Raw genomic sequence first — 13,910 nt, 5'->3', positions numbered from 1 at the left:
CATGCCCGCAGCACTCACCCCGTCCACCACCTCCCGGCGCCAGTTCCTCACCCTGCTCGGCATCTCGGCGGCCGCTGTGAGCTGCGGTACGGCCACGGCCGGCGGCGGCTCCGGCGCCGGTTCCGGCAGCCAGGTGAAGACCCTCAAGTACCAGGGCGCGGTCGGCGCCGTCACCCTGCCCGAACTCGCCGCGGACCTCGGCTACTTCGGCGACGTCAAGCTGGAGTGGGTCGGCAACACCATCAGCGGACCGCAGGACATCCAGTCCGCGGCCACCGGCCAGACCCACTTCGGCAGCGCGTTCAACGGAGCGGTCATCAAGCTCGCCGCAGGCGGGGCGCCGATCAAGGCCGTCATCTCCTCCTACGGCTCCGACCAGCACACCTACGGCGGCTACTTCGTCCTGGAGGACAGCCCGATCCGCTCCGCCCGGGACCTGATCGGCAAGAAGGTCGGCATGAACACCCTGGGCGCCCACTACCAGGCCCTGCTCGACATCTACCTGAGCCGCAACGGGCTCTCCGAGGCGGAGGCGGGCAAGGTCGAACCGCTCGTCGTGCCGCCCGTCAACACCGAACAGGCGATCAGGCAGAAGCAGATCGAGGTCGGAGTGCTCAGCGGCATCCTGCGCGACAAGGCCCTCGCGGCCGGCGGCCTCCGCCCGCTGTTCACCGACACCCAGCTGCTCGGCCCGTTCAGCGCCGGCACGTACATCATGACCCAGCGCTTCATCAAGGAGAACCCGGACACCGTACGCACCTTCGTCACCGGTGTGGCCAAGGCCATCGAGTGGTCCCGGACCACCCCGCGCGAGCAGGTCATCGCCCGGCAGACCGAGATCGTCAAGAAGCGCGGTCGCAACGAGGACGCCTCGAACCTCAAGTACTGGCGCTCCTACGGCATCGCCGAGACGGGTGGCCGGGTCGAGGACAAGCACTTCCGGCTGTGGCTGGACTGGCTCGGCGAGCGCGGCGAGGTCAAGAAGGGCCGCCTCAAGGCGTCCGAGCTCTTCACCAACGAGTTCAACGGCTACGGGAAGGGGTGACGGCCGCCATGGCGAAGATCGTGATCGAGGGGGTGCGCAAGTCGTTCGGCGGGTTCACCGCCCTCGACGGCATCGACCTGGAGATCCGCAGCGGTGAGTTCCTGGTGGTCGTCGGGCCCAGCGGCTGCGGCAAGTCCACGCTGCTGGACCTGCTGGGCGGTCTGTCCCGGCCCACCGGCGGACGGATCCTGCTCGACGGGAAGCCGGTCACCGGCCCCGGGCTGGACCGCGGCATCGTCTTCCAGCAGTACGCACTGCTGCCGTGGCGGACCGCGCAGGGCAACGTCGAGTTCGGGCTGGAGGCCACCGGCGTGCCGCGCCGCCAACGGGGCGCGCGGGCCCGGGAGTTCCTGGACCTGGTGGGGCTCTCCGGATTCGAGGACCGGCACCCGCACGAACTGTCCGGCGGCATGCGCCAGCGCGTGGCCATCGCCCGCGCCCTCGCCTACGACCCGGACGTCCTGCTGATGGACGAGCCGTTCGCAGCACTGGACGCGCAGACCCGCGAATCGCTCCAGGACGAACTCCGCCGCATCTGGCAGAGCACGGGCAAGACCGTCGTGTTCATCACGCACGGCATCGAGGAGGCGGTCTACCTCGGGCAGCGGGTCGCCGTCATGACCTCCCGGCCCGGCCGGATCAAGGAGGTCGTCCCGGTCTCGTTCGGTGAGTGCGACGCGCTGCTCGGCGAGGCCCTGCGGTCCAGCCCGGAGTTCGCCCGCTTCCGGCACGAGATCTGGACGCTGCTCCACGACGAAGTGGCCCGCGCCCGGCAACTGGAGAAGGAGGCGGTGGCGGCATGACCACCGGAACCGACATCACCGCCATGGCCGCGGCAGGCGTCCGGACCCCGGCACCCCGTGCCGGGACCGTCCCGGAATCCGTACCCCGGGACCTGTCAGGGAACGGGACCGGGAACGGGGACGAATTCGGGACCGGGTCCGAGACGGAGGCCGGGTCCGGGTCCGGGTCCGGGTCCGGGAACGAAAGCGGGTCCGTTGCAACGGCCGCCCCGGAGGCCGGTGCGCCGGGCCGGGGTGCCGCCGCCGCGCTGAAGGCCGTACGGGCCCTCAAGGCCGTGTTCGTCCGGACCGTCGCCGTCCTGGCCCTGATCGCCCTGTGGGAGGTCGCTCCACGAGCGGGCCTGGTGGACGCCACCTTCCTGCCGCCCATAAGCGAGGTCGCCGTCGCCTGGTGGGAGCTGGCCGGTGACGGACAGCTCGCCGAGCACACGCAGGCCAGCCTGACCCGCTCGCTCGGCGGCTTCGGCATCGCCGTCGTCGTCGCCGTCCCGCTCGGGCTCCTGATCGGCTGGTACCGGCCGGTCGCCAAGGTGCTCGGGCCGCTGCTGGAGGTCTTCCGCAACACGGCGGCCCTCGCCCTGCTGCCCGTCTTCGTCCTGCTGCTCGGCATCGGCGAGACCTCGAAGGTGTCCATCGTCGTCTACGCCTGCGTGTGGCCGATCCTCCTCAACACCATCAGCGCCGTCGGCAACGCCGACCCCACCCTCGTACGGCTCGCCCGCTCGATGGACCTCTCCACGCCCCGGCTGTTCCAGAAGGTCATCCTCCCGGCGTCCGTCCCGGCCGTCTTCACGGGCGTCCGGCTGGCCGGTGCGGTGTCCATCCTGGTGCTCGTCGCCGCCGAGATGATCGGCGCGAAGGCCGGGCTCGGCTACCTGGTCAACGCCTCGCAGTTCAACTTCGCGATCCCCCAGATGTACGCGGGCATCATCACGATCTCCGCCATCGGCGTCGCCTTCAACCAGCTCCTCGTCACCGTCGAACGCCGCCTCAGCCTGTGGCGCGTCCCCGCCTCCTCCTAGTACTGCGACAGGAACCCCGATGACCACCGAGACGCCCCGCACCCTCCACCTCAACGCGTTCCTGATGAACGCCGGCCACCACGACGCCGCCTGGCGCCACCCGGGGTCGCAGCCCGAGCGGATCACCGACCTGGCCTACTTCCAGGAGCTCGCCCGGACCGCGGAACGCGGCAGGCTCGACTCGATCTTCTTCGCCGACGGCGTCGCACTGTGGGGCAAGGCCCGCCACAACGCCCTCGGCGGCTTCGAACCGCTCACGCTGCTGTCCGCGATCGCGGCCGTGACCGAGCGCATCGGACTGATCGCCACGGTCTCCACCACGTTCAACGAGCCCTACAACCTGGCCCGGAAGTTCGCCTCCCTCGACCACATCAGCGGCGGCCGCGCCGGCTGGAACATCGTCACCTCCGGCACCGTCGACGAAGCCCGCAACTTCAACCGGGACGAGCACCTGGAACACGCCGTCCGCTACGAACGGGCCCGCGAGTTCCTGGAGGTGGCGGGCAAGCTGTGGGACAGCTGGGAAGACGACGCGATCGTCCTGGACAGGGCAGCCGGCGTCTACGCCGACACCGCCAAGCTCCACCCCGCCGCCCACCGCGGCACGCACTTCCAGGTGGCCGGCCCGCTCAACGTGCCCCGCTCCCCGCAGGGCCGCCCGCTGCTGGTCCAGGCCGGCTCCTCCGAGGACGGCAAGGAGTTCGCCGCCCGGTACGCGGAGGCGGTGTTCACCGCCCAGCAGACCCTTGCCGACGGCCAGACCTTCTACAAGGACCTCAAGTCGCGACTGGCCCGTTACGGCCGCGCCGAGGACGGGCTGCTCGTCCTCCCCGGCATCGCGCCGGTGATCGGCTCCACCGAGGCCGAGGCCAGGCGGCTGGAACAGGAGCTCACCGAACTCCAGGTGCCCGAGTACGGGCTCGCCCAGCTCTCCGGCATGCTCGGTGTCGACCTCACCGGGCTGCCGCTGGACGGCCGGCTGCCCGACCTGCCCGAGGAACGGGACATCAACGGCAACAAGAGCCGCTTCACCCTGGTAGCCGAACTCGCCCGGCGGGAGGACCTCACCCTGCGGGAGCTGATCGCCCGGCTCGGCGCGGGCCGCGGCCACCGGGTGTTCGCCGGCACCCCGGAGCAGATCGCCGACCAGCTCCAGGAGTGGTTCGAGAACGGCGCGGCCGACGGCTTCAACATCATGGCGCCGGTGCTGCCGACCGGGCTCTCCGACTTCGTCGACCACGTCGTGCCGATCCTGCAGCAGCGCGGCCTGTTCCGCACCGAATACACCGGCCGGACCCTGCGCGACCACTACGGGCTCCCCCGGCCGGCGAACCGCTACGCACCGGCCGCGCGATAGCCACGGCCGGCTGCCATCCCGCGGGGCCCGCCGCCGACGACCAGGTCGGCGGCGGGCCCCGCGGTTCGCAATGCTTGAATGGACCGTCGCACTTGGTCTGACAAGGAGAAACGCTGTGCCCCTGGTCTCTGTCGTGATGCCCGTGTACAACTCGGCAGCCACTCTCGGCGCGGCCGTCCGATCGGTGCTCACACAGACGCACGGCGATCTGGAGCTGCTGGTCACCGACGACCAGTCCACGGACGGCTCCATGGACATGCTCCGCGAGTTCGCCGAGCAGGACGAGCGGGTCCTGCCGCAGCGGGCGCCCGAGCAGGGCGGTGCCGGCAAGGCCCGCAACCTCGCGATCCAGCGGGCACGCGGGGACTACGTCGCCTTCCTCGACAGCGACGACATGTGGCTGCCGGAGAAGACCGAGAAGCAGCTGGCCTTCGCCGCGGACGGTGACGCGCCGCTGACGTTCACCTCGTACTTCAAGATGGACGCCGACTACGCCGGCGAGAGCACGGACTGGGTCCCGAACGGGCGGGTGGTCCGTGCACGGGAGCACGTGGACTACCGCGCCATGCTGGTCCGGGATTACATCGGCGCACTCACCGCCATGTACGACCGCAACGCCCTGGGCACGAGGCTGATGCCGGAGATGCGCAAGCGCCAGGACTACGCGCTCTGGCTGTCGATCATGCGCGACGGCGCCGACGCCCGGGGCCTGGCCGAGCCGCTCGCGGTCTACCGGGCCCACCAGGCCGGATCGCTGTCCTCCAACAAGCTGTCCCTCGTGCAGTACAACTGGGAGCTGTACCGCGAGCACGAGCACCTGTCGGTCCCGCGGGCGACGCGGGCGCTGGCCGGCGCCGTATGGCAGTCGCTCCGGAACTCCCGCATCTGACCCCGCGCGCGCAAGGACGGCCGCCGCCGGGCGCGGCGGCCGTCTTGACAGCGCCCGGACAGGCGTCGACACTCCAGACACGGCAAATCCTGGTGAACCGGTAGGGAATCATGGGCTGCTCTGCGCTGGACCGCGGCACCGACGGCGTCCGTCTCGCCGTCCTTCTGCTGCGGCTGCCGCTGCTGACGTCCCGCCGCCACATCGACCTCCTTCGTGTGTGCAGCGCGGCGGGCCTCCCGCCCCACGGCGGCCCCGCGCCCGCCGTCAGCTGACCCTCCGCGCACCCACCTGCTGCACATCACCCTCCGCGCACTCACCCCCGCGCACCACCGGGTCCCGCACGCGCCGAAGCCGCCGCGTGCCGTCGTCGTATGGCCTTGACATCCTCCCCTCCCTGAAGGGAGGGGATTCCTAGCTCACTTCGCCTGACACCTAGCAGGTGGCGGGGCTTACAAGATCAGCACTAGCCGGGTTGAGACCAGCCCGGACGAGCATCACGCGTGCGGAGTTCTTGTCCCTGGGGGACACCGCGCCGCACGCGGTGCACGTATACGTCCTCTGGGAAAGGGGTAGGCGGTGCTTGGTTCTCGCTCCGCAGTGTGCGCAGTCCATGGTGGTGTGCGCGGGGTGGACCAGGTGCACGGTCCGGCCATGTTTGCGGGCCATCTCGATCAGGACTGTCTTCGTGGCGCCGATCGCGGCGTCGGCAGCTTTGCGGGCCATCGTGGTCCTGACGAGGAACTTCGGCTTGAAGTCCTCGACGGCGAGTGTGTCGAAGTCGCGGACGAGGGTCTTGGCCCATTTGCGGCCGGTGTCCTGCCGCTGCCGGACGATCTTCTTGTGCATCTTCGCCGCCGCTCGGCGGGCCTTCTTGTAGCCCTTGGTGTCGGGACGGTTCTTCGGGGTCCCGCGCCGGACCATCATCCGCTGGTAGTGCGCAAGCTTCGCGGCGGCCGTCCTGCCATGCTGCGCGTGGGGCAGGTCGTGGGCGTCGGACGTGGTGGTCGCGGTCTCCTTCACACCCCAGTCGACACCGATTGCCGCACCGGTTTCCGGCAGGGCCTGGGTCACGGCGGGAACGACGAAGGACGCGTACCAGTGCCCGAGACTGTCCCGGTACACGCGCACGCTGGACGCCGGCCTGGGCAGCTCACGCGACCACACCACGGTAAGGACGATCCCGCCTGCCAGGTGCAGACGGCCGTCCTTGATCCGGAAACCCCGGGTCGTGTAGTTCAGCGACGGCGCGGCCTCGCGCTTGCGCTTGATGCGGGGCATCCCGGCCCGCCGCCGCATCGGCAGCTTCGCCTTGATGTCCTTGAGCGCCTTCGTCCGGGACCTGGCGAAGTCCCGGATGACCTGCTGCTGCGGCACCGACGCACCCTCGCGCAGCCACGTCATCGACCGCCGGGCCTCGGTCAGCATCCTGTCGAGCCGGGCCGGGCCGCACGTCGTCTGCCCGCCGGTCGTCCTGTTGTGCCTGTGGACCTTGCGGGACATCGCCACGCACTCGTTCCACACCCACCGACACCGCGCCCACTCGGCATCCAGCCGGCCCAGCGCGCCGGACGACACACGCAGCCGGTAGGTGTACCGGGCGTGCCCGGCCACCGTCTCGGCCATCGCCGCTGTCGTCACGATCCGGAAACTAACACCCCCCACTGACAACCGAAGAGAGCACAGCTCAGAACAGAAACGAAGAGAACTCCGGCGCTCCGCACCTACGCGCCAAGGATCCATTCCTCCCCCGCCTGAAGGCGGGGGCCTCCTGGAAGAAGTCAGGTGACCGAGCACTCCCAAGGAGATGTATGTCCGCCACCACTTCCCCGAAAGCCGTGCCCTCCTTCCGGGGCAGGATCGGCAGCGACGCGCGCAGCGGTTACCCCGCCGTGCCGCACCGCTACCGGCTGCACCTCGCCCCGTCCTGTCCGGGCTGTCTGCGGATCGCCGTCACCCACGGCCTGGCCGGCCTGGAGGACGTCGTCCCGGTGACGATGCTGCCCGCCCTGCCCGACGCGCCCGGCGGCGGGTACCTGGCCCTGCGCCCACGGTACGAGGCCAGTTCGCACCGGCATCCGGGACCGGCCCTCGCCCCGGTGCTCAGCGACGACTGGACCGGCCGGATCGTCAGCACGCACGCGCCCGACATCCTCCAGGACCTCGCCCGGCTGTTCGGCGGCTCCGGCCCGCGCCTGTACCCGGACGGCGCGGACGGGCGGATCGAGGCCGTCGGCCGGCTCTGCGAGCAGGGCGTCAACGCGGCGGCGCAGCGCGCCGGCCGGTCCGGCATCGGCGCGGTGGCGCGCGACGCCGCGCTCACCACCCTGTCGCGGACACTGCAGGCACTGGATCGGCGGCTCGCTTCCACCGAGTACGTGCTCGGCAGCGCACTCACCGCCGCCGACGTGCAGTTGTGGGTGACGCTGGTCCAGCTGGACACCGTGCACCGCTGGCACCTGGACGCCGCCGCGGTGTACCGCATCACCGACCACCCCCGCCTGTGGTCGTACGCGCGACGACTGGCGGCGCATCCCGCCTTCGCGTCCCACCTCGACCTGGACGCCATCGCCGACCGGCACCACGCGCACTGCCGCGGCAAGGAGGCCGCCGGTGCGGCGGTGCGGATCGTGGACTGGCCCGGGCACGCGGCACGAACCGTCGCGGCCGTGGAGCCGGCGGGGAGCTGACGGGAGCGGTCGCGCCCGGGCGCCTGCGCACGGCGGGCGGCCCTCCAGCCGTGTGGAGGACCGCCCGCCGCGGGATCGTGGGGTGCCGCCGGTCAGGCTACGGCGTCACGTTCAGGAGCTTGTTCGCGGTGCCGGAGGCCGGGTTCTTGATGGCGCCCGCGGTGGCGGCCCCCGTCAGCGCGGCAGCCGTGTCGGCGGGGGTCGCCGTGGGGTTGGCGGCCAGGTAGAGGGCGGCCGCGCCGGCCACGTGCGGGGCCGCCATGGAGGTGCCGGAGATCGTCTTGACGCCGGTGTCGCTGTCGTTCCATGTGGAGGTGATGTCCGAGCCGGGAGCGTAGAGGTCGATCACCGGGCCGAAGTTGGAGAATTCGGACTGCTCGTCGCCCCCGGTGCTGGACGCGACCGTGATGGCCTCGGGCACCCGGGAGGGCGAGCCCTGACCGGCGTCGGCGGAGTCGTTGCCGGCGGCCACGGTGAAGGACACGCCCGAGGCGATGGCACGCTGGACGGCCGCGTCCAGGGCTTCGTCGGCTCCGCCTCCCAGGCTCATGTTGGCGACGGACGGCCCGGAGTGGTTCTGCGTCACCCAGTCGATGCCGGCCACGACCTGCTCGGTGGTGCCGGAACCGTTGTCGTCGAGGACGCGTATCGCCACGATCCTGGCCTTCTTGGCCACGCCGTGGGCGGTGCCCGCGATGGTGCCCGCGACGTGCGTGCCGTGGCCGTTGCCGTCGTCGGCCGTCTCGTCGTTGTCGACGGCGTCGAAGCCGTGGGCGGCCCGCCCCGCGAAGTCCTCGTGCGAGATCCTGACGCCGGTGTCGATGACGTACGCGGTGACGCCCTCGCCGCCGCCGTCGGGATACGTGTACTTGGCGTCGCCGGCCGTGCCGGGCTGGTCGATCCGGTCCAGGCCCCAGGACGGGGGGTTCTCCTGTGTCTCGTTGATGCTGAATCGTTTGTTCTGTACGATCTGGCCGACGGCGGGATCCGCGGCCAGCCGCTTGGCCTCCGTCACCGTCAGACCGGAGGCCGAGAAGCCGTTGACGGCGGAGCCGTAGGAGCGCTGCAGGGTGCCTCCATACTTCTTGGCCAGGTCCTCCTTGTTCGCGGATGCGTCGAGGATCACCACGAAACTTCCGGACACGGCACCCGGGGCGCCGAGTCCGTGCACGGTCCCCTCGGCCGGGGCGGCGGCTCCGGCGAAGGGGCCTGCAAAGAAGGCGGCGGCGAGTGTGCCCGCAGCACCTGCGGCTATGGCCGTGTTGCGAAGTCCGTTGGGCCGCTTGTGAGTTGCCATGGAGAGGTTGCTCCTCGTCGTGACGTTGGGGGCGTCAAACTTCTGATCAACCCTGTTCCGTTTGACAGGAGCAAATCAAGAGCGAACCGGCGGTAGCGGTTATTCAACAAGGTTTCTTAAAACCCCCTCCACACCCCGCCCACGACTTCACGTCAACTCCCCCACAATCGGCATGCGTTCGTGCGCCGCTTCCGCACAGAGACCCGGACCACTGAGCGTCACGGCCTGCTGCGCAGTGGGGGGCCGTCTGCGCCGTGGAAGGCGAAGGCGGCCCAGTGGTAGGGGCGGGCGTGGGCGAGTGCGGTGGCGGCCTGCACGGCGAACGGGGTGGTGCCGGCGGGCATGACGTCGGCGAGGAGGCGGCGTTTCTCGGCGACGGTGCTGTCGCGGACCTCCTGCTGCGCCGTGCGGAGCGCCTCGCCGTACGTGGTCCCATCGGTCCGCCACTCGCGCGCGAACCGCACCATCAGCTCGGTGGTGCCGAGTTCCGGGACGGCCCAGAGGCTGCTGACGACGGCGGCCGCGCCGGCTTGGATCAGCGTGGTGGGAAAGCCGATGGCCTCGTCGGGTGCCGTCGTCCCCACCTGGCCGGTCTTGCATGCGGAGAGGACCGCGAGCCGCAGGCCGTCCAGCCGGTCGCCGAGGAGATCGGCGACCGTGACCGCGCCGTGGTGGGCGACTTCCAGCCGGCTCGCCAGCGGGTTGACGACGTCCGCCTGTGCGTGGCACGACAGGTGGGCGAGAGCCGCGTCGCACAGGTGCGCGCGGACGGCGTCACGGGTGGGGGCCTCCCCCTTGAGGTACACCGATTCCCCGTCCCATCCGGCCAGTGCGGCCGCGCATTCCGCTGCGGAGTGCGGCAGCGGGGGCCCCGCGACCGGCGTCGGCTCGTCGACCACGAGCAGCCGGCCCGGCCGCGCCGCCTGCGCACGCGCGCGGGTGACGGTGACGGCACGGGCGGTGGGTGCGTAGGTGATGAGCAGGTCGTCGAGTGCGTACCGGCGGCGGGTCGGCCGGTGCGGGTCGGGGGTCCAGGCGGCGTGCAGGGGCAGCAGGTGCAGGCCGCCGGCGGGCACGAGACAGATCCGGTCGGCGCCCCGGACGGCGGCCAGGACGGGCCCCATCGCCGCCGTCCAGAGCCATTGACCGGCCGATTCCACTCCGCGCACGGGGTCGCCGAAGACCTTCTGGACCTGCGCTCGTACGGCAGCCTCGGTCAGCTCCGGGAGGACCAACGATTCGATCGACCGGTCCCGGCCGATGACCAGGGCGAACCCTCCGTATGCGGTGGCGGCCAGATACACCAGCGGGGCCTCGCAGGCGGCGCCGAGGACGTCGGACGCCCGGGCGGCGCGGTGGAAGTCGGCGAACCCGTCGATGTTCCGGATGGCCTCGACGGTCTCGCCGAGGCGTTGCCGCATGCTGCGCACGCCGGTCGCGGTGGATGTGACGCTCAGCGGGGCGCCGCCCCCGAGACCGCCACCGAGCCGGGTCAGGTCCAGCCCGTCCTGCCGACGCAGCGCCGCCGCCAACTCTGCGTAGCTGCGTGCGAGTTCGGGGTGACCGGCCGCGGTGAGGCGGTCCAGCCACTGCGGGTCGTCGGTGAGCGCGTTACCGGTCAGCACCGCCAGGCCCTGCTCCAGGAGGACCGCCGCGTCCATGGGCTTGTCGGTGCGGACGAGCGCGAAGGCCGCGGTTGCGGTCCGTCCGGTCACCCCGCGCAGGTGCAGTTCCGTGTGGGCGCGGGTCGCCTGGGAGTCGGTGACCTGCCGGGTCTGGGCCCAGGCGGCCACGTAGTGGGACGCCGCCTGCTCCCAGTTGCCGCTCGCACCTTCCCATTCGCCCAGCCAGGTCGCGCAGACGGTGGCCAGGGGGATGTTCACGCCTTCGGCGTCGGCGAGCGCCTCCCGCATGAGGGTCATCGCCTCCGCCAGGTACGGACCGCCCTTCATGCCCAGGTTCCGCGCGAGGTTGTAGCGCACCATCGCGTGGTGTCCGGGGAGGTCGGCGCTGTCCGCAAGCACCTCCCTCAGGAGGGCGAACGACTCCTCGACTCCCTCGTGATCGCCATCGGCCTGGGCATCGATGAAGAGGAGGGTGGCGAGCAGCTCCGTGATGACGAGGTGCGGCACGGTCCCTTGTCGGGCGAGCAGGCGTGCCTCACGCAATGCGTCGACGGCCGACTCCATGAAGAGGGTCAGCCCGGTCCGGATGGCCGCGTCCGCCGTGCCGTGCGCGAACTGCCTCAAGAGCATTGCGGACACCGTGCCGTTCGCGCGGGCGCGGTTGACGGCATCGAGTTGTGCGGCGATCGCCCGGCCGAGGTCGGCGTCGTCACGGGTGAGGGCGTAGCGCTGCAGCAGGGCCTCGCCGAGGTTGCCCAGCAGCCAGGAGCCGTCATCGATGTCGGGGGCCACCCGGTCGTGGAAAGCGACCACCTCCTCCAACAGCATGATCGCCTGGTCCAGGTGGTCGATCTGACGGGTCGCCGCGAAGTGCCACCGCAGCAGTGCCGCCTGTGAGTTCAGGAGCCGTATCCGCAGCCGGGGCGAGGTGTCGGGCAGGCCCGAGGCCAGGACGAGATCGCGCAGCAGACGTTCGACGACCGGTGCGGCGGCAGGCTCGCCGGACGATTCGAGTTCCTCCACGTACGCTTCCGACTGCCCCACGGCGTCCTCGGCACTCGTACGCGGTGCGGCCGTGGCCAGGGCCGCACGACGGTGGAGGAAGCGGCCCATGGCGATGTCGAATCCGAGGTCCGGAACCTCCAGCAGCAGGACCTTCAGGCCGGAGAGCCGACGGCCGGCATCCTCCTGCCCGGCGTCTTGGGCCCGCTTGTCGAGGAGCCCTTGCGCGAGGGGTCCCAGCAGGTCGGGATTGCCGAACAGGAGGCCGCGCAGGCGCAGGACCACCGGGCCGATGTGCTGGTCGTCCTCGAGTCGGGCGTCGGTCACGACGAGGTCGTCGAGGAGATCACCGACGTGGCGCAGCCGCCGGTCGGCCCGCTCGTTGAACATCGCATGCCGCTCTGCCATCCGTTCCCACTCATGGGGCTGGGGTTCTTGAATGCTGCTGTCGCGGAAGAAGAGCGCGATGTGCTGGGACGACTGCGCCCCGAACTGTGTCAGGTACTCGTCGGCACGTGCCGCCGCGAGCACGGGGTCGGGCTCCAGCAGGATGCGGCCGAACGCCGTTGCAAGCAGCGCCTCTTCCACACCGTGAGTCTCCGCGGTCGTGAGGATCGACCTGGCGAAGAGCAACTCCGTGTGCACGGACTCCGGCATGTCGAGCATGCCGACGATGTCGATCAGCCGCACCGCCTCCTCAGTGAGGAGCACCGGGTGCTCGGCGAGCAGGCGGACGCGTTCGGCGAGCCCGCACTCGGGTCCGATGAAGTCGCCTACGACGTCCATGAGTTCCCGGGCCTCGGCAACGGTGTCGCAGCCGATGTGGGGCAGCGCCACCGTGGGCACCAGTTCGATCCGGTGCTGGGCATCGCCCTGCGCCGTCCCGGCCGCCACTCCCACCCGCATGCAGCGGTGCACCAGGAAGGCCGACGCCTCCGGCCCCTGCCGCAGCTCTGCCTCCGTCTGCTCCGCCTCCCAGACCAGCCGGCGGTGGATGGTGTCGCAGAGCAGCTCCGGATACGCGTAGAGGGCGGCGGCGAACTCCTTGGCGGAGCGGACGGCACGTACCGCTTGCTGTGCTCTTCGCAGCCGTTCGCCATTGTCCGGGCCGGGCGCGACGAAAGCACCGAACGCGGTGTCCGGTCCGGCTGTCGCCGCGGCGTACAGGACGTCCAGCCGTTGTCTCCATCGCGGGCCTTCGTCCGGGTCGAACCCGGGTATCTCCCGCAGAATCGTCTTGTAGGCCTTGCCGCCGAGCATGATCAGCAGCTGCGGGTGGGCGGCGAGCAGGTCACGGGCGTAGCGCGGGGACAGCGTCCCGCAGAAGCGCCGCAACAGCCCGTCGTCCTCCGGCGGACGTTCGGCCTTCTCGCCCCAGCCGATCACGGGTGCGGGTCGGCGGCCGGCAGTTCCGCCGGGCCCGACAGCCCTGCCGGCGTCGCCTCGAACCTGATCACCCGTACGCCACCGTCGCCCGCGGCGGCAGCCGCGACGGCCCGGTGGTGGGCCTCGACGAGGTGGCTGCCCAGGCGGTCGGCGTCGACGTCGGCGAGATCGACGGCCAGTTCGACGACGACCTGGTCCGCGGCGTAGACCGTGCGCACCACCAGCCGCGACGGTGACGCGGCCTCGGTACGCGGGCGGCCTGCGACGGCATCGCGCAGGCGGCCGAAGGCAGGCGCGAGCTTGCCCCAGACCCCGTTGGCGACCTTGCCGACGGCCCAACTGCCCAGTTCCAGGGCGACGAAGAGGGCCACGGTGAGCGCGACCGGATCCTGGTCGGCCACGCCCTTGTCCGGCACCGTGTGCTGCGCGGCGTAGTCGCCCGCCGTGCCGAACGGCAGGAGATCGTCGTCGAACGGGTCGGGCTCGACGTTGAATCCCAGGTCGCCGGCCGTCGCGTAGAACTCCTCGGCGAACACGGCGGCGGGGGCGGCGAGGGACTCGTCGCCGTACCACCCGAAGATTCGGACGGTGCCTTCCTGCCGGACTGCATCGCCCTCGCGTACCTCGTGCTGCACCGCGTCTCCCGCCGTCGAAGTGACCTCCGATCGATGCTAGGACGCGGGCCGTTGATCGGTCGATCGGTTGGTCACATTCACGGGACCGCATCACCGGTCGTCCGCTAGGCTCTGGCCATCGATCCGCAACCTCGTCCCGGCACAGGGGCAGGCGCAAGATCT

11 protein-coding genes are annotated in these 13,910 nt (G+C 71.1%); 7 read left to right on the top strand and 4 right to left on the bottom strand.

The window, feature by feature from the left end; genetic code table 11:
• Position 1 precedes the first annotated feature (1 nt).
• From LG634_RS06310 to LG634_RS06285, 6 genes are all read left to right on the top strand, one after another.
• Positions 2-1,045: an ABC transporter substrate-binding protein gene (locus tag LG634_RS06310; RefSeq protein ID WP_226732628.1), complete on the top strand. Its 1,044-nt coding sequence runs from the start codon at positions 2-4 to the stop codon at positions 1,043-1,045.
• 8 nt (positions 1,046-1,053) lie between these two features.
• Positions 1,054-1,848 (top strand): ABC transporter ATP-binding protein, encoded by a 795-nt coding sequence (locus LG634_RS06305; protein ID WP_226732627.1) that lies wholly within the window; start codon positions 1,054-1,056, stop codon positions 1,846-1,848.
• Positions 1,845-2,870: an ABC transporter permease gene (locus tag LG634_RS06300; protein ID WP_226732626.1), complete on the top strand. Its 1,026-nt coding sequence runs from the start codon at positions 1,845-1,847 to the stop codon at positions 2,868-2,870. Before LG634_RS06305 ends, LG634_RS06300 begins: the two co-directional genes overlap by 4 nt.
• 19 nt (positions 2,871-2,889) lie before the next feature.
• Positions 2,890-4,227 carry an LLM class flavin-dependent oxidoreductase gene (locus LG634_RS06295; protein ID WP_226732625.1) on the top strand — a complete coding sequence of 446 codons (1,338 nt, stop codon included), beginning with the start codon at positions 2,890-2,892 and terminating at the stop codon, positions 4,225-4,227.
• Between the two features lie 115 nt (positions 4,228-4,342).
• Complete coding sequence (locus tag LG634_RS06290; RefSeq protein ID WP_226732624.1) at positions 4,343-5,116, top strand: glycosyltransferase family 2 protein; 774 nt, start codon at positions 4,343-4,345, stop codon at positions 5,114-5,116.
• A 110-nt stretch (positions 5,117-5,226) separates the two neighbouring features.
• Entirely contained in the window at positions 5,227-5,388 is a 162-nt protein-coding gene (locus LG634_RS06285) for a hypothetical protein (RefSeq protein ID WP_226732623.1), read from the top strand.
• Positions 5,389-5,548: 160 nt separating this feature from the next.
• Here LG634_RS06285 and LG634_RS06280 read toward each other — a convergent pair whose 3' ends face one another.
• Complete coding sequence (locus LG634_RS06280; RefSeq protein WP_226732747.1) at positions 5,549-6,739, bottom strand: RNA-guided endonuclease InsQ/TnpB family protein; 1,191 nt, start codon at positions 6,737-6,739, stop codon at positions 5,549-5,551.
• Positions 6,740-6,924: 185 nt separating this feature from the next.
• Between LG634_RS06280 and LG634_RS06275 the strand changes: the two genes are divergently transcribed.
• The gene (locus tag LG634_RS06275; RefSeq protein WP_226732622.1) at positions 6,925-7,803 is read left to right on the top strand and encodes a glutathione S-transferase C-terminal domain-containing protein; all 879 of its coding nucleotides are present in this window, start codon (positions 6,925-6,927) and stop codon (positions 7,801-7,803) included.
• Positions 7,804-7,900: 97 nt separating this feature from the next.
• Here LG634_RS06275 and LG634_RS06270 read toward each other — a convergent pair whose 3' ends face one another.
• The 3 genes from LG634_RS06270 to LG634_RS06260 all read right to left on the bottom strand — a co-directional run bounded on the left by LG634_RS06270 (position 7,901) and on the right by LG634_RS06260 (position 13,748).
• Positions 7,901-9,100 (bottom strand): S8 family peptidase, encoded by a 1,200-nt coding sequence (locus LG634_RS06270; RefSeq protein ID WP_226732621.1) that lies wholly within the window; start codon positions 9,098-9,100, stop codon positions 7,901-7,903.
• Positions 9,101-9,318: 218 nt separating this feature from the next.
• Positions 9,319-13,113: a CHAT domain-containing protein gene (locus LG634_RS38175; protein WP_226732620.1), complete on the bottom strand. Its 3,795-nt coding sequence runs from the start codon at positions 13,111-13,113 to the stop codon at positions 9,319-9,321.
• Entirely contained in the window at positions 13,110-13,748 is a 639-nt protein-coding gene (locus LG634_RS06260; protein ID WP_226732619.1) for a hypothetical protein, read from the bottom strand. The genes LG634_RS38175 and LG634_RS06260 overlap by 4 nt, the downstream gene beginning before the upstream one ends.
• Positions 13,749-13,910 lie beyond the last annotated feature (162 nt).

Origin of the sequence: Streptomyces bambusae, from assembly GCF_020532645.1 — a bacterium.
Lineage (GTDB): Bacteria > Actinomycetota > Actinomycetes > Streptomycetales > Streptomycetaceae > Streptomyces > Streptomyces bambusae.
Note: the sequence above shows the minus strand (reverse complement) of the source record. Positions and strands in the feature narration are given on the sequence as shown.

Coding starts and splice junctions, on each gene's coding strand:
- LG634_RS06310 (WP_226732628.1), top strand. CDS start 2: ATGCCCGCAGCACTCACCCCGTCCACCACCTCCCGGCGCCAGTTCCTC.
- LG634_RS06305 (WP_226732627.1), top strand. CDS start 1,054: ATGGCGAAGATCGTGATCGAGGGGGTGCGCAAGTCGTTCGGCGGGTTC.
- LG634_RS06300 (WP_226732626.1), top strand. CDS start 1,845: ATGACCACCGGAACCGACATCACCGCCATGGCCGCGGCAGGCGTCCGG.
- LG634_RS06295 (WP_226732625.1), top strand. CDS start 2,890: ATGACCACCGAGACGCCCCGCACCCTCCACCTCAACGCGTTCCTGATG.
- LG634_RS06285 (WP_226732623.1), top strand. CDS start 5,227: ATGGGCTGCTCTGCGCTGGACCGCGGCACCGACGGCGTCCGTCTCGCC.
- LG634_RS06280 (WP_226732747.1), bottom strand. CDS start 6,739: ATGGCCGAGACGGTGGCCGGGCACGCCCGGTACACCTACCGGCTGCGT.
- LG634_RS06275 (WP_226732622.1), top strand. CDS start 6,925: ATGTCCGCCACCACTTCCCCGAAAGCCGTGCCCTCCTTCCGGGGCAGG.
- LG634_RS06270 (WP_226732621.1), bottom strand. CDS start 9,100: ATGGCAACTCACAAGCGGCCCAACGGACTTCGCAACACGGCCATAGCC.